The 14432-nt window shown below is 58.0% G+C and carries 17 protein-coding genes and 1 riboswitch; of the genes, 11 read left to right on the forward strand and 6 right to left on the reverse strand.

Going from position 1 to position 14432, the window contains the following annotated elements:
- Nucleotides 1-51: 51 nt before the first annotated feature.
- The 3 genes from hutU to ISP17_RS14935 all read left to right on the forward strand — a co-directional run bounded on the left by hutU (nucleotide 52) and on the right by ISP17_RS14935 (nucleotide 4523).
- The gene (hutU, locus tag ISP17_RS14925) at nucleotides 52-1722 is read left to right on the forward strand and encodes a urocanate hydratase (RefSeq protein WP_404634572.1); all 1671 of its coding nucleotides are present in this window, start codon (nucleotides 52-54) and stop codon (nucleotides 1720-1722) included.
- An 89-nt stretch (nucleotides 1723-1811) separates the two neighbouring features.
- Nucleotides 1812-3371 (forward strand): DUF3696 domain-containing protein, encoded by a 1560-nt coding sequence (locus tag ISP17_RS14930; RefSeq protein WP_404634574.1) that lies wholly within the window; start codon nucleotides 1812-1814, stop codon nucleotides 3369-3371.
- A gap of 15 nt (nucleotides 3372-3386) precedes the next feature.
- A complete protein-coding gene (locus tag ISP17_RS14935) occupies nucleotides 3387-4523 on the forward strand; it encodes a hypothetical protein (RefSeq protein WP_404634576.1) in 1137 nt (378 codons plus the stop codon).
- 24 nt (nucleotides 4524-4547) lie between these two features.
- On the opposite strand, the gene ISP17_RS14940 is transcribed toward ISP17_RS14935, so the two are convergent.
- The 3 genes from ISP17_RS14940 to ISP17_RS14950 all read right to left on the reverse strand — a co-directional run bounded on the left by ISP17_RS14940 (nucleotide 4548) and on the right by ISP17_RS14950 (nucleotide 5713).
- Nucleotides 4548-5066 carry a transposase gene (locus tag ISP17_RS14940; protein WP_404634578.1) on the reverse strand — a complete coding sequence of 173 codons (519 nt, stop codon included), beginning with the start codon at nucleotides 5064-5066 and terminating at the stop codon, nucleotides 4548-4550.
- A gap of 99 nt (nucleotides 5067-5165) precedes the next feature.
- Nucleotides 5166-5435, reverse strand: a complete 270-nt coding sequence (locus ISP17_RS14945; RefSeq protein WP_404634580.1) for a helix-turn-helix transcriptional regulator — start codon at nucleotides 5433-5435, stop codon at nucleotides 5166-5168.
- 23 nt (nucleotides 5436-5458) lie between these two features.
- A complete protein-coding gene (locus ISP17_RS14950) occupies nucleotides 5459-5713 on the reverse strand; it encodes a helix-turn-helix domain-containing protein (RefSeq protein ID WP_404634582.1) in 255 nt (84 codons plus the stop codon).
- A gap of 164 nt (nucleotides 5714-5877) precedes the next feature.
- Here ISP17_RS14950 and ISP17_RS14955 point away from each other — a divergent pair, with 164 nt between their 5' ends.
- Both ISP17_RS14955 and ISP17_RS14960 read left to right on the forward strand, forming a co-directional pair.
- Nucleotides 5878-6150 carry a hypothetical protein gene (locus ISP17_RS14955; protein WP_404634584.1) on the forward strand — a complete coding sequence of 91 codons (273 nt, stop codon included), beginning with the start codon at nucleotides 5878-5880 and terminating at the stop codon, nucleotides 6148-6150.
- Nucleotides 6151-6251: 101 nt separating this feature from the next.
- On the forward strand, nucleotides 6252-6536 hold the full coding sequence (locus ISP17_RS14960) for a hypothetical protein (RefSeq protein WP_404634586.1): 285 nt from the start codon (nucleotides 6252-6254) through the stop codon (nucleotides 6534-6536).
- Nucleotides 6537-6694: 158 nt separating this feature from the next.
- Here ISP17_RS14960 and ISP17_RS14965 read toward each other — a convergent pair whose 3' ends face one another.
- The gene (locus ISP17_RS14965) at nucleotides 6695-7039 is read right to left on the reverse strand and encodes a hypothetical protein (protein WP_404634588.1); all 345 of its coding nucleotides are present in this window, start codon (nucleotides 7037-7039) and stop codon (nucleotides 6695-6697) included.
- Nucleotides 7040-7553: 514 nt separating this feature from the next.
- A riboswitch (cobalamin riboswitch) is annotated at nucleotides 7554-7771 on the reverse strand.
- 208 nt (nucleotides 7772-7979) lie between these two features.
- On the opposite strand from ISP17_RS14965, the gene ISP17_RS14970 reads away from it, so the two are divergent.
- From ISP17_RS14970 to ISP17_RS14985, 4 genes are all read left to right on the forward strand, one after another.
- The gene (locus ISP17_RS14970) at nucleotides 7980-8198 is read left to right on the forward strand and encodes a hypothetical protein (protein WP_404634590.1); all 219 of its coding nucleotides are present in this window, start codon (nucleotides 7980-7982) and stop codon (nucleotides 8196-8198) included.
- A gap of 214 nt (nucleotides 8199-8412) precedes the next feature.
- A complete protein-coding gene (locus ISP17_RS14975; protein WP_404634592.1) occupies nucleotides 8413-8916 on the forward strand; it encodes a hypothetical protein in 504 nt (167 codons plus the stop codon).
- 773 nt (nucleotides 8917-9689) lie between these two features.
- Nucleotides 9690-10289 carry a hypothetical protein gene (locus ISP17_RS14980; RefSeq protein WP_404634594.1) on the forward strand — a complete coding sequence of 200 codons (600 nt, stop codon included), beginning with the start codon at nucleotides 9690-9692 and terminating at the stop codon, nucleotides 10287-10289.
- A 105-nt stretch (nucleotides 10290-10394) separates the two neighbouring features.
- Nucleotides 10395-11480 carry a hypothetical protein gene (locus ISP17_RS14985; protein ID WP_404634596.1) on the forward strand — a complete coding sequence of 362 codons (1086 nt, stop codon included), beginning with the start codon at nucleotides 10395-10397 and terminating at the stop codon, nucleotides 11478-11480.
- Nucleotides 11481-11523: 43 nt separating this feature from the next.
- Here the strand turns inward: ISP17_RS14985 and ISP17_RS14990 are convergent, their stop codons facing one another.
- Nucleotides 11524-11805: a hypothetical protein gene (locus ISP17_RS14990; RefSeq protein ID WP_404634598.1), complete on the reverse strand. Its 282-nt coding sequence runs from the start codon at nucleotides 11803-11805 to the stop codon at nucleotides 11524-11526.
- A gap of 551 nt (nucleotides 11806-12356) precedes the next feature.
- Here ISP17_RS14990 and ISP17_RS14995 point away from each other — a divergent pair.
- Together ISP17_RS14995 and ISP17_RS15000 are read left to right on the forward strand one after the other, a co-directional pair.
- Nucleotides 12357-12815 (forward strand): TIGR02594 family protein, encoded by a 459-nt coding sequence (locus ISP17_RS14995; protein WP_404634600.1) that lies wholly within the window; start codon nucleotides 12357-12359, stop codon nucleotides 12813-12815.
- A 378-nt stretch (nucleotides 12816-13193) separates the two neighbouring features.
- Entirely contained in the window at nucleotides 13194-13895 is a 702-nt protein-coding gene (locus tag ISP17_RS15000) for a hypothetical protein (protein ID WP_404634602.1), read from the forward strand.
- Nucleotides 13896-14104: 209 nt separating this feature from the next.
- Here the strand turns inward: ISP17_RS15000 and ISP17_RS15005 are convergent, their stop codons facing one another.
- Nucleotides 14105-14392, reverse strand: coding sequence for a transposase (locus ISP17_RS15005; RefSeq protein WP_404634604.1), 288 nt, complete (start codon nucleotides 14390-14392; stop codon nucleotides 14105-14107).
- Between the last annotated feature and the right edge of the window lie 40 nt (nucleotides 14393-14432).

Below are 14432 nucleotides of genomic sequence, written 5' to 3' on the forward strand. Positions count from 1 at the left end.
CGGGGGAGCGGTGGCCACAATCGAGCTTTCCACCAGTTCCGCGAGCACGCCATGAACGCCCCCACCCGCATCGACACCACCCGCACCATCCGCGCACCGCGCGGCACCGAGCTCAGCTGCAAGAGCTGGCTCACCGAGGCGCCGTTCCGCATGCTGCAGAACAACCTCGACCCCGAGGTGGCGGAGAACCCGGCCGAGCTGGTGGTGTACGGCGGCATCGGTCGCGCCGCGCGCAACTGGGAGTGCTTCGACGCCATCCTCAAATCGCTGCGCGAGTTGAACGACGACGAGACGCTGCTGGTGCAGTCCGGCAAGCCGGTCGGCGTGTTCCGCACCCACGCCGACGCGCCGCGCGTGCTCATCGCCAACTCCAACCTGGTGCCGCACTGGGCCACCTGGGAGCACTTCAACGAGCTCGATAAGAAAGGCCTGATGATGTACGGCCAGATGACGGCCGGCTCGTGGATCTACATCGGCTCGCAGGGCATCGTGCAGGGCACCTACGAAACCTTCGTGGAGATGGGCCGCCAGCACTACGCCGGCAACCTCAAGGGCAAGTGGATTCTCACCGCGGGGCTGGGCGGCATGGGCGGCGCGCAGCCCCTGGCCGCCACCCTGGCCGGCGCCTGCAGCCTCAACATCGAGTGCCAGCAGAAGAGCATCGACTTCCGCCTGAAGACCCGCTACGTGGACGAGCAGGCCAGCGACCTCGACGACGCGCTGGCGCGCATCGCCAAGTACACGGCCGCCGGCGAAGCCAAATCCATCGCGCTGCTGGGCAACGCAGCGGATGTGTTGCCCGAGCTGGTCAAGCGCGGCGTGCGCCCCGATGCCGTCACCGACCAGACCAGCGCGCACGACCCGGTCAACGGCTACCTGCCGCGGGGCTGGACGGTGGAGCAGTGGTTCGAGCGCCGCAAGAGCGACCCGGCCGGCACCGCCAAGGCCGCCAAGCAGTCGATGAAAGTGCACGTGGAGGCGATGCTCGCGTTCCACGCCCAGGGCATCCCCACCTTCGACTACGGCAACAACATCCGTCAGATGGCCAAGGACGAAGGCTGCGCCAACGCCTTCGCCTTCCCCGGCTTCGTACCCGCCTTCGTGCGCCCACTGTTCTGTAAGGGCATCGGCCCGTTCCGCTGGGTGGCACTCAGCGGCGACCCTGAAGACATCTACAAGACCGACCAGAAAGTGAAGGAGCTGATCCCCGACGACGCTCACCTGCACCGCTGGCTGGACATGGCCAGGGAGCGCATCCGCTTCCAGGGCCTGCCCGCGCGCATCTGCTGGGTGGGGCTGGGGCTGCGCGACAAGCTGGGGCTGGCGTTCAACGAGATGGTGCGCAACGGCGAGCTGAAGGCGCCGGTGGTGATTGGGCGCGATCACCTGGATTCGGGGTCGGTGGCGTCACCGAACCGCGAAACCGAGGCGATGAAGGATGGGTCGGATGCGGTGTCGGACTGGCCGTTGCTCAATGCGATGTTGAATGTGGCCGGTGGGGCGACCTGGGTGTCGCTGCATCATGGGGGCGGGGTGGGGATGGGGTATTCGCAGCACTCGGGGGTGGTGATTGTGTGCGATGGGTCCGAGGAAGCCGATAAGCGGATTGGGCGGGTGCTTTGGAATGATCCGGGGACCGGGGTGATGAGGCATGCGGATGCTGGGTATGAGGTGGCGGTGGAGTGTGCCAAGGAGCAGGGTGTGAAGTTGCCGATGGTTTGACGTAGCGGCTTATCCATTGCCGTAGCGAATGCTTGAATGCCATATAACGTCCTGACCATTTCATTTCATCCATAGGTCTCATCAATAAAATGGAAAGTATTTCGATTCGCAATCTCCGGAGTCTCAAGGACACTGGTGACGTTGAGATAAAGCCTCTGACAGTTCTTCTAGGAAAGAATAGCGCAGGGAAAAGCACGTTCTTGCGGTCATTTCCTTTGCTTCGTCAGAGTTCAGAAGAAAAGACTCTGAACGATATTTTATGGTGGGGTGATTATGTTGATTTTGGGACGTTTTGGGAGTCATTGAACAACTCCGCTGGTGATCCAGTAATTGAGTTTTCATTTAGATTCTCTCATCCGCTGAGGCACATGTATTTTTCGATGCCTTCCCAGGCAAGAAGGCCAACCAGGGATCATCTAAATTCCCTGCTCGAATACAGGTTTCATCTTAAGCAGTCGGCCGAAGAGCATGATGTTAATAGCCCAATATTTTCGGAATATACCATTGAGCAAGACGGCAATGTAGCCTATGTATTGGTCGATCGAGAGCTGACTCTTAAAAAGCTGCAGGTAAATGGTGAGGATCTGCTGCCCCTGACACAGGTTCGGCAGGTAATACGTCAGGCGCGCCTGTTGCCGACGATTTTGGTTCACATTGATGACGATGAAATCATTGCGCGTATATTTAATGTCGTTAAATCATTTGCTCATCACAGGGTGGCTGATCAGACAATTCTAGACCTGATAGGTGGTTTAACTTATGGGCCAAGAAGTTCGATCATTACGCAACTAAAGAGCGCTGATCTCGGCGATGTCTGGCGGAGGCGTCTTCGTGCGTTGTCTGCTGATAGTGATGAGATTCGAGAAATTCATCGGGCGCTATTTGCGATAAGTTTTAATAACATATTCGATGTGGTGAACTCGGTTCTCACTGCATCTTTCTCCAACGTAAGATATATAACCCCATTGCGTGCTTCTGCGGAGCGTTACTACAGACAAAGGGCGATTGCCGTAGATGAGATTGCTCCTAATGGCGACAATTTGGCTATGTTTCTAAAAAGCCTGGGTGAGCCCGAGGCTAGGGCGTTTGCAGATTGGACGGCAGACAACATGGGGTTTTCTGTTTTGGTGGAAAGTCATGCTGGCCACGTAAGCATCTTGATTGAGGATGCGGAAAGGAAGACACGAGTCAACCTTGCTGACGTGGGCTTTGGATTCTCTCAGGTTATACCGATTTTGGCGCAGGTGTGGCAGGTGACCAGGCGCCGGCGCCGAAATTCGCCTGTCTTCAGTCAACGTGACTTTGCGGCGCAGGCTCCGGTTATTTTTCTCGTTGAGCAGCCGGAGCTCCATTTGCATCCTCGAATGCAGGGGAGGTTAATGGAGCTATTTTATAAGGTGCTCATCGGTGCTCGGCGGATAGGGGTTGATCTTCGCTTCATAATTGAAACACACAGCGAGACGATGGTCGCTAAAACCGGTCAGCTTCTCTTGGCGGAGGAGGATTTGCCGCTAGAAGATGTTGTGGTGTATTTATTTGAGCGCGATCCGTTATCTCCATCAAACGCAACGATTTCAAAGTCATCATTTGACGGTGAGGGGTTTCTTAGCAATTGGCCGTATGATTTTTTTGATGGGGTGGGGGGCTGAGTCATGCTTGTAATTATGGATGATTCACTCGATGACGTGTTGCGCGATCCCTCTAATTCTTCTCATGACTTGGCTTGCTCTGAGATAAATCGTCTTGCCGATGCGAGGGTTAGGGGAAGGTTGCTCATTTATGTCGACAGCCTCGCTGTTTTGGATTTAATCAGGAATTCTGAAAGATTTTCAAATCGCACAAAGTCGGTTTTCCTCGCTGTATCTCGCGCGAGAGCATTTAAGGGATCGCTGGTCTCCTCTCTAAAAGTAGTTGTTCGGCTTGTTGCTGGCGGTGGGGATGTTTCCGATCGAATGTCTAGTGGTCGCCGGGAGATAATCGTCCCGATTTGTAATGTGCCACATGGATTTTTCGATAATCCCGTGCTTTTGGCTGAAAATATAAATGATGCCAAGGCTTATTTGATTCTGGCGCGAGCGGCGATTGCTAGTGGGGGCTTTCAGCTGCCGCGGGTCCAGCTGAAAGCGGACGTTAGGGGTGGGGGCGGGAGTGCTATCGAGCATGAATACAAGAACATTAAAAGTGCTGCAGATAAATTAGTTCTGTCCATCGTTGACAGTGATGTTAGATATCCAGGTTGTGTTCCGAATGATTGGTCTCGGCGAATGGTCGAGGACGACATTGCTAACTCGTCGAGCTTGGCAAGGACCATCGTGATCGACGTGTATTCGATTGAGAATATTTTTCCGTTGGATCTGCATAAGCACATTTCGTCGTTCAGATCTGATCCGGCTAGGAGATTTTCTCTGGAGAGGGACGAAGGGATTTGGCGTAAGCACGTTGATAAGGATCATTGGAGATTTGTGCCGCTAAAGAGGAGTGTTCCTTGTGCTTTGTTGCGTGGGGCTGGCGATGGTGGTGCCTATTGGCAAGGTTGCGCGCAGCATTTCAACGACTATTCGTCAAAAAGTTGTACTCGCGATATTTATGCGTGTACGCACGGCTGTGAACGTCTCCCGAGGTATCCCGAGGACTACCTTGTGGAGTTTGTGAAAGAATTCGAGAAGGTGCCGAACGACGGCCTTCGAGATCTCTGTAGGTCACTCCCCGCATCTGTTAGGGATATGTTTGCTGAGCTTTCTAAGAGCGTTGTTTCGTGGTTTTGTGTTGGGCGTCCAATCGGTGCAGTTGGACGCGATTGATTTATGAACCGAACAAAACAAGGGTCAGGTTCGACTTTTCGATGAGCTTCGCGCCTTGCGCGGCCGCCCGATCTTGAGCGGGCTGGCCGGGCGCGCGAGTTGGGCTTCTATGGTGGCGCGGAAGCGGTCTGAGCCAAGCGCGTGCAGGCGCTGCAGATGCTGGCGAATCGCTGCGATGTCCTCGTCGGAAAGCGTTTCCCGTGCGATGACGCGATAGGCCGCACAGCGCTCCTCTGGCGATTCGCCAAGGCGCAGGTAAGTGGGGTGCGGGTGCATCAGGGCGTCGTGATGGCCCAGCGCGTTGGCAGCGTGGCTTGACCAGAGGTACTCGGCCGGATCGGCGCACATCATCGCGCGGACCGGGTTGAGTTCGATATAGCGGCAGCAGCGCAGCAGGTAGGTGTCGCGGTCGACCAGGGAGGATTTGTAGCGGCCCTCCCAGAGCGTGCCGGTGCGGCGGTAGCGATCATTGACGTATCGCACGTGGCGGCGTCCCAGCGCCTGCATGACGCGTGCAAGCTGGCCGCTGGCTTCGGGCGTCATCTGTAATAAAGGGGACGTGGCTAATTTAATCCGGCCGTCGTCTGACGTCCTATCCGACCACTAGGCCTCCACGCCACGCCCCGTCCTCCGCAGGATGCTCTAGCGCTTGGTGCGCACTCGCCTCTGCGCCGGAACATCCTGACCTTGCTCCGCCAGCTCGCGAGCAAGTGAAAACACTACGTCCAGGGACACGGACAGCTTGCTCGCCATACGCTGCATGGATTTCAACGAAGGATTGCGGCGGCTTCGCTCGATGCCGCTGACATACGTGCGGTCCAGGCCCGCGCTTAGAGCGAGCTGCTCCTGGCTGAGCGAGTGGCGCTCGCGCAGAAGTCGAAAGGCGGGGCCGACGTAGGGGGTGATGTCCACCGGACAGTCGCGTCCGGTGGACTTCAACGTGTTGCGAGGCGCTTGAGCATGTCGAGGTCTAGTAGATCGCCTAGTGGCACGCCCAGTGCCTGTGCGAGGAGCCCCATGTTGTCGATCGAAATGTTGCGCATCCCGCGCTCGACTTCTGAAACGTAGGTGCGGCTGAGGCCAGCCTGCAAAGCGAGCGCTTCCTGAGACAGATCCTGAAGGCGTCTTGCTCGCCGAAGGTTGCGTGCGAACACGAGGCGAGGCGATGCGTTGGCAGATGCTTTGCTCATTGGGCAAGCATCCGCGTGCATGAGATTGACGGCTACAAACTATAAGACTATAAACAACAACTATAAGTGACATATAGTCTTTTAGTAAGTTAAATTCGACCCGTAGAGAGTGCGGATAGGTTGAGAAATCAACCTGTCCGGCACGTTACCCAGGGAGAGACGCCATGACGCAGGATCGGCTTGCTTTCGGAGTCACAGTCAACCAGTTCGACCAACTCATTCGCTTGCTCCGCACGATCACGGCCAATGGAGACGTGATGACGGTGGGCGGGGCCGAGCCGCTGCATCGGCATACAGTATCGGTGCTGGGAGAGGGCATCTTTGAGGCTGCGCTTGAGGTGCAAGGGGTGCTCGATGAAGTGGAGGAGCAACGCCTGCCCAGAGAGCCGCGTACTGCAAACGCCCGCCCTCACCGCGGAGCCGCGTCGGCCAGTTGACGGGCAAACGCTCGTGCATCGGCGGCAGGCTCAGCAGAGCCGCGGCCCATCATTGCCCGTCGCCGCAAGCGAGGGCGATATTCCAGCAAGGAGACACGACCATGGATCGTGCATCGTCCCGTGAGCAAAGAACCGTCGACACGTCCGGCATTGCGCTCTCTCTGAGCAACTACGAGGCGCTGCGCGATCTCTGTGACGAGTTGCAGTTACTGGTGGCACTGACTGCCACCAGCCATCCGATCGATGACGAGATTCTCCCGGTGAATCTCAAACGCGCCGCGCTGGCTGGCTACCTAAGCGGGGTCGCCGAGCGCATCGTGAATGCACTGGAAGAGGGCGATGGCTCGCCTGAAGCGCATGCCGCGCATCTGGGCGTGCCGAGCTAGCAAATCGGCCTGCTCGTCATGCCGATCGCCCCGTAGAAAAAGGGGGAGGGCACCTGTCTCAGGGGCTGGAAATGAACCCGTCTCCGTTCGGTTGCCGTTGAGCAAGTCGTCGATGAGGCGACCTTTCGCTGGCAAGCCCTCAGCGTCGACACAACGACTCAATGCGCAGGCAGGTGGTCCGGAAAATCCGTTTGCTTCGCGAACGTGTCCACCCGATCTACGGTCAGCAACCCATGCGGATTGCCAGTGGCGGAGGGATCGAACGTCCCAGCCAGAGTCACGGTGAAGATTCGCAGGGACAGATCCATCGGATCGCCGGACAACGCCACATCGAACTGATGCGCCTTCAATGTCGGCGCCAATCCATCGGCAAACCGGAATCCCACGCTCACGCCCTTGCAGCCAGGGTCGATTAGCCTGGCGCCATGGCGCGCATCCATGATCGCTACCGAGGACAGGTGAACCCGATGCGCGCCAGACTCCGAACCGTACAGCTGGCACACGGTAGTTTCCGATGCAGGCGCTTGGGCGCGCACGCCGCACGCGGACACCAGCACCACAGCTAGAACGAGGGCAGGGAGCTTCACCATGCGCAATTGTAGCCACACCCAATAAAGGGGACGTGGCTAATTAAATCGGCTCGCGAAGGCTGGCTTGCCGCGGCCGTCCGCGGTAAGACAGGGGTCAGAGTGCACTTTCTTGAGGGGCACAAGGGAGCGGCGGCAGGTTGTTGTCCCACCGCCGCTGCCGTTACACAGATGGCGGCTTTAGTGCCGTTGCTTCCATCTTCACGCTGAGCCTTGTCTGCCCAAATTGCACACAAACGAAGCAGCTCACCGGAAGGTAGCTGCGCAACCAGCACAGTGCGTAGACCATTGACATGATCGGAGTCTCCAACGAATTACCTGGCTCGCTCCCCTATGCGCGAGATGACAAAGGCAAACAGCGTCATCCCAATCCTTTGGTAGACAACTGTCCTACGTTCCCAACGAAGCGATGCTTGCACGAGGCAACGCATGTTCTTTGGAAAGACCGGCAGGTTTTCGGACTTGCGGACATGGATCTTGCGATCCGCCTACTTGCTCCCGCTTCCCAGCCATTACTAGGCCAGTGCATGTTGGGCGCGTTCGTTTCCGCTTTACCGCTACGGGGTCAGTTCTGGAATTACGCCAGATTCCCTTTTAAGCCTCGTCGACAAAACCGTCTGACTAGGCACCGATGGCTCAACATATCGGTCATTATTGGGTAAGTCAACCCAACATGTTGTGGATAGGTCCATCGGCAATAAAAGGGTCTAAAACAGGGGGCAGAGTGAGGGAAACAGGGGGCAGGTTTGACTTTTCGATCAACGTTGAGCTTTGCGTGGCCGCCCGATCTTGAGCGGCCCGGCCGGCCGCGCGAGCTGGGCCTCGATGGCGGCGCGAAAGCGTCGGATCCGAGCGCATGCTGGCGCTGCAGATGCAGGCGGATCGCTTCGATGTCCTCGTCGGAGAGCGTTTCCAGTGCGATGGCGCGATAGGCAGCACAGCGTTCCCGGTGCGTGTCGCCAAGGCGCTGGTAGGTGGGGTGGGAGTGCACGAGAGCGTTGTGATGACCAAGTGCGTTCGCGCCATGGCTCGACCAAAACGGGGTCGGGTTCACTTTCTGACCATTGATAAGTGAACCTGACCCCGTTCGGTTGGCCTTCGCGAACGGATGATGGGCGTCCGGAGGCAGCGAAACGCTTTCGGGCACGGCCTGCCTGAGGCGATCGCTGCCACGAGGCAGCTTCCATCGGAAGCGGGGAGCAGCGCGCAACCTTCTGAAGCCAAGTGTTGCAGAGGGGTAACGCTGACTCCTCCTCTGGCTTTTCGGCATCTTTCAAGGGACGGATACGATGATTTTCTACAAGGCGGTGAATTCTGGATCGATGAGCGGAATCGTGCATCGCGGTTTGGACCCTAGCCCCAGTTCTGAGGAGCGTGTGCTTGGCTCGACCTCGATAGCGTCGTCCAGCAGTGGTCGATCGCCCTCGGAGGCGGACATCAGTATCCCTGGCCAATGTGTATCTGCGGACCTGTCCTACGCCTGCGACTACGTAACGCTGAACGGAGGCGATTGGATCGTCCTTGCGATTGAAGTGCCTGACGATGACTTTTCAGGTGTGGTCAACTCAAAGACCGGCGCCGCTGTGAGCCCGGAAGAGGCTGCCGAGTCGAAGGAGGTGAAGCTGTCGAAGATCATTCCCACCACCCGCTTGTGGTTCTTATATTCCACGGGAAAGTGGATGTCGGTTCGCGAATACCACAAGAACAGCAGAGCCGTGTGGCGTGAATCAGGCGGCAACAAAGCCAAAGAGTTCAAGGAAAAGAACATTGAGGCAGCCAAGCCGCTCTGGTGAACAAGCCAGGCCTGACCAAAAACAGCTAACGGGGTCAGGTTGGTCAGGTTCACTTATCCCATGTGCTGAAGTGAAGGTGGCCCAGCCTTTTGATCATGTTCTTTTCGGCAACTCAGGGACACATCATGAAAGCAAGGAATAAGGCAGCGGTCTTGACCATCCGCGGGAGCGCCGCTTTGCTGTCCATCGGAGGGGTACTGGGATGCTACGCAGGCGATCTGCCAAGCGATGCCCGTCAATACGGGGATTCTCTCATCTCTTGCTCGGAATGGACCCGCCTCTCTCATGACCCTTCCGTCGCTAGAATACCATGGTCTCAAAACGTCTTTTTCCGCTATGCCAGTTGGACAACAGGTTTCGTGTCCGGTGCGACGGCCATGAACCCACGTTTGCGTACAACGTCCGCTGCCGAGATCATCGAGAACGTGTCGAACTACTGCGTAAAGCATCCCGCAGATACGATTGAGCAGGCGAGTGCGGTGTATGTGGCCGCGCTGAGTCGCAAGTCCAGTTAACGGGGTCAGCTTCACTCATTTCAACGTTTGGACCGAAAATTAAAGGGGACGTGGCCAATTAAATCGGGGAAAAGCGAAACAGAGATCAGGGTGCACTTTCTTGAAGCGATCGCAGCAAAGTCTCGCTTCTGACTCTGGCTCTTGGCAATTTCTCGGCGACCAGCATGGATAAACCTCGCCCGCCAGGCTCACTGCAAAAGTATGTGGCCCGTCCGGACAGGAGGTCGGTGGCATGACCAAAGGAGCGACCCCAGGGCTATGAAATCGAATTGCAGTCTTTTGCCATCGGCCGTGGCGCTGCTGGTGTTGGCCACCGGAGCCCCGCCACAGGCACAGGCACAGGCACAGGCACAGGCACAGGCATACTTCGGCAAGCCGGTAGAGGGCACCTTGTGCCACGCCGGCGAAGCCGTGTTGATCGCTTGCCCTTCGTCACAGAAGCAGATCGCCGTCTGCGCCTCCCCCACGGTAGGCTCGCCGTTTGGTGTGCTTCGCTACCGCTTCGGCAGCAGCAGCCATACGGAGCTGGAGTTCCCCACCCGTCCCAAGCCCGCACGGGAGTACGCCAGCGGAAACAGCCTCGGCGATGGCGGACGGGGAGCCCTGGTCTATCTGCGCCTGAATGATGGCGACACCAGCTATACGGTTTACGCGGAGGCGGTCAGCCCCACCTATCAACGCACCGACGCAAGCGAACGCAGCGGCGTCGTCGTTGAAAGGCATGGCAAGTTGCTCGCCACCCGCAAGTGCGATTCGGAAGCGCGCACCTATTCGGGGATGCTGCTCGATCCGAAGTTTCTGGGTAATGCGGTGCCGTTTGACCCGAGAGTGCCGCCCGGCTTCCCGACCTACAAATAGCGCTGAAGCAATAAAAAACTGGGGTCAGGGTGCACTTTCTGCGGCGCCGCTGCCTTGAAAAGGCGACTCTGACCCCTGTTTTCGGTTCGCTTTGGAGTGAGAAACATGAAGCTTGGATGGCGTGCTGGCGCGGTTGTGCTCGCTATGTGCTCGGCTGCTTTTGCGCATGCGGGTCATAAGAGCCTGGATTCGCGGCTATGGGGTGTTTGGCAAGGTCGCCGCGGCAGTGTCGGCATCTGGGTTTGTTTCGATGCGTCCTTGGGCGCCGGTAGATATGTTGCGCAGGGCGAGGGCGAACCCATACCGCTGTTGCCTTCGGGGCCGGCGGAATTTCGGCAAGGTGATAGGTTAGGTGCGCAATGGAACATGCGCATCGCGAGCCAGGGCAGGCTGCTCGGAACGGTGACGGAAAATGGCGCGCCGCCGCTCACGCTTGATCTGGTGTCTGCCGACGCTATTGGCGAGCCTCACGCGTGTGCGGCGGAAAGCATGGCATCTGCGGTTGAGACCCCGGTGCAGCTTGTTGCTGGCCCTGTTCTGCACACAGGAGATCATCGCTACCGCGTCCTGCGGTTTGGCTGGCAGAAGACGTTGGAGCTTTTGGAGCCTGGCGCGTCGGTTGCAGCAGTGAACCAGCAACTGCTGGGCTTGCTGGACCGAAGTCCGCGTGCTCTGGAGGGCGTCTACTGGGTCAGACGACGGCAGCTCACCACGGACAGTCCGGTCGGTTACGACGACGTTGACGTTGAGCCGCTTTCCTGGGGAGGGCACTGGCTAACGGTGAACTTTTACCGATGGGCGGCCGGTATGGGTAAGAGTGGTATCAGCCAGGGCCAGGTGACCTGGAATCTCGATACTGGCGCCAAAGTGGATCTTTGGTCGTGGTTCGGCGGTGCGCAGGCTTACTCTGACGATCCTTTTGCGGCTGGGTTGGGTGAGATGCCTCCCAGACTCCATGCACTCGCCTTCAAGGGCGAAGACATTCCCGACGCATCCAACGAATGCGCAGGTAACTACCAGGCCGGTGCTCTCTTTCAGATTTCCTTGGAGTCTGGCGGCATGAGCTTTGCCCAGCCTCCGACCGGTGACGGGTGTGACCTAACGTTTACGCTTAGCTATGCGGAGCTGTTGCGCGTCGCCACCCCGCAGGGGACGCAGGCTATTCGTCGTGTCTTGCGAGAAGGACTGTAAGACCTAGCCAGCGGAATAAAGGGAATAAAGGGGACGTGGCTAATTAAATCGGCTCGCGAAGGCTGGCTTGCCGCGGCCGTCCGCGGGACCGGCAGGCGGCAGGGCGACCGAGCGTGGTTTCCACCATGTGCTGGAAGCGCTCATCGCCAAGGCCACGTTCCTGGCTCGGGTAGGCGCGCAGACGCTGCAGGTGATCGGGCGCGATGCCGGCGTTGAGCCACTGTCGGTAGGCATCGGCGCGTTCGTCTGGCGTGCTTCCCATCGCGAGGTAGAGTGGGTGGGGCGTGATGAGCGGATCACGTGCGCGGGCCAGGTGCGTGTGCACGCTGGACCATCGGTAGTCCTACGGCGCCTCGACCATGGCGGCACGCACGGGGTTGAGTTCGATATAGCGCATGGCAGGCGTCTGAAGTGATAGCGATCGTCCGCGTCGAGGAAGATCGCGCCCTTGTTGATGCCGCGTTGCGTGACGTGTAGCGGGATACCTGGCAGTTCGAGACGCGGTCGTCGTGGCATGGCCATCGCCGGTGGGGGATCCAGCGATTACCGTGCTGCGACGGAGCGGGACGATCTGTCGGCGGGTGTACCCGTTGCCGGTAGGCGAGCTCTTAATTGGTCACGTCCCCTTTCTTCGAGGCGGCTCATCAACGGTGCCGATCAGCCGTCCACTCAAATCTGGGAACTCCACGCTTTTCGCTTTTTTCTCTATCCTTTTTTTGGGGGGTGAGGGACGAATCATCCGTTTGGATGATGACTGAATAGGAAGGCTGGCGCCAAAATGCACGGCAAATATGTGCCGAGGGCGCTGATAAGCAGGCAATTTAAATTCATGGGCCCCAAGTTCGTGGGCACATCTTTTAGAAGGAGAGAATTGTAATGGATAAAATTACGATATCTGCTTACGAACTTGCGCAGAGATTTGTCGGGACAAAAGAGGTTCCAGGCGCCACTTCGAATCCTCAGGTTCTCGCTATGTTGCGGCTTGATGAGCCTGCGGTTGTAGACGATGCGGTGCCGTGGTGTTCGGCGTTTATTAACTACGTTGCTTGGCTTCTTCGCCTTCCGCGCTCAAAAAGCCTTATGGCTCGGTCATGGTTAACGGTGGGCCAGGTTGTTTCACTTGAAGAAGCGGAGCCAGGTTTTGACGTGGCCATTTTCAAGAGGGGAGATGGAGAGCAGCCTGGTGCGAATGTGATAGACGCTCCTGGCCATGTGGGCTTCTTCGCTGGTATTGAGGGGAATAAGATTCTCCTGTTAGGCGGGAATCAAGGGGATAGCGTCAGTGTTTCGCCTCAGAAAAGGAGTGATCTGCTCGGTATTCGACGATTAGCCTAGTACCCTCTGTGCGCCAAAGTAGGGCCGAAATTGCATAAGTTTCCCTTAACTCCCGCATGGAGGTTGGCCAAGTTCCACTTTTTTGACTAACTTGGCTGTTAAATAAGAATAGTGGTCTGAGTACACCTCCTCGTGGCGCCCGCTGTAAAGATTCATTTTGGCCCATGCTTTTAGCGGAATTGTAAGTCATCGAACTTTTTCGCATTCGTTTCGAAAATCGCAAGGGTGCTCATTTGAAGCGAGTCGAAGTTGCGCTCAACTTCACCTGCTTGTTTTTACATGAGAGTATATTTGATGGCGTCCCGTCCGGGAGTTGCGATGGAGGTACTTCAACGACTTCAGGTGTTGCCTCAAGGGTCCAATAGGGAGGGGCCGAGTATGAAGGCTGCAATGGTTTTCGTTGTCTCTAGCGCGATCGTGCTCTGCGGGTGCGCGCAAACGGTCAAATGGCCTTGGGCTGGCGACAGCGGCAACGCCGCCTCGCCCTGCCCAACGGGGACCTGCACGGTAGCGGATGCCACAGCTGCGCTCACTCAAGCCAGTGAGTTTTGTCGCGGGGTGCAAAATTACTACGAGGGCAATGGAAATCGCACCAGTGGGTGGAGGCTGTTCACTGCCATTTCCGGCACTCTTGCTGGCGCCGTGGCCGCACCGCTGGCGAAGGGCTCCGCCAAAGACGCTTGGTCTGGCTTGTCAGGCTCGGCCAACGGTCTGCAGCAGGAGGTGGACGGTGCGTTCAATGGCGTGCTTAACGCCAAGCGCCGTGCGGCGGTAATGCAGGCGTACACCGACTCGCTCACCGAATTCAAGGCCTCCAACGATGCAGATGTGAATGTCTCCGTGGCCGTTAGCATGGCAGCCAAGTGCGCCATGGCACCCGCCGAAGTGGATGCTGCTGGCTTACAGAGCTTGCTGACTACCGACACCCATGACATCACAAGGAAGAATATCGACACAGATACAAAGGCCGAACGAGCGCAGAAAGCACTGCAGCGATTTCAGCCCGAGCAGCTGGAACCGCAGCAGCCAGACACCGGCGCGCGGGCCGCCGCGCCGCCGCCCACGCCTAGCGTGAAGTGACAAGAAGAGGCAAAACAGGGGGCAAGTTCGACTTTCTGATCGGTTTTGAGCTTTCCGTGGCCGCCCGATCTTGAGTGGCCCGGCGGGTCGGGCGAGTCGAGCCTCGATGTTGGCGTGGAAGCGCTCGGACCCTAGCGCATGCTGGCGCTGCAGGTGTACCGGATCGCCTCGATATCCTCGTCGGGCAGCGTCTCCATGGCGATGGCGGCCTAGGCGGCGCAACGCTCCTCCCTCGTGGCTCCAAGCGCACGGCGGTTTGGGTGGGGGTGGACGAGCACATCGTCACGCCCGAAGGCGTTGGCCGCATGGCTGGACCAGGGGTAGTCGGCCGGATCGGCACACATGCGCGCGCGGACCGGGTTCAGCTCGATGTAGCGGTAGCAGCGCAGAAGGTAGGTGTCGCGATCGACGAGGGAGGATTTGTCGCGACCTTCCCATAGCGTGCCGGTGCGGCGGTAGCGATCGTTGATGTAGCCAGCAAATGGGGTCAGGTTCACTTATTCCATAGTTGGAAGTGAGCCTGACCCCGTTTGATCA

The sequence above is a fragment of the Dyella ginsengisoli genome (genome assembly GCF_044904665.1).
Taxonomy (GTDB): Bacteria; Pseudomonadota; Gammaproteobacteria; order Xanthomonadales; family Rhodanobacteraceae; genus Dyella_A; species Dyella_A ginsengisoli.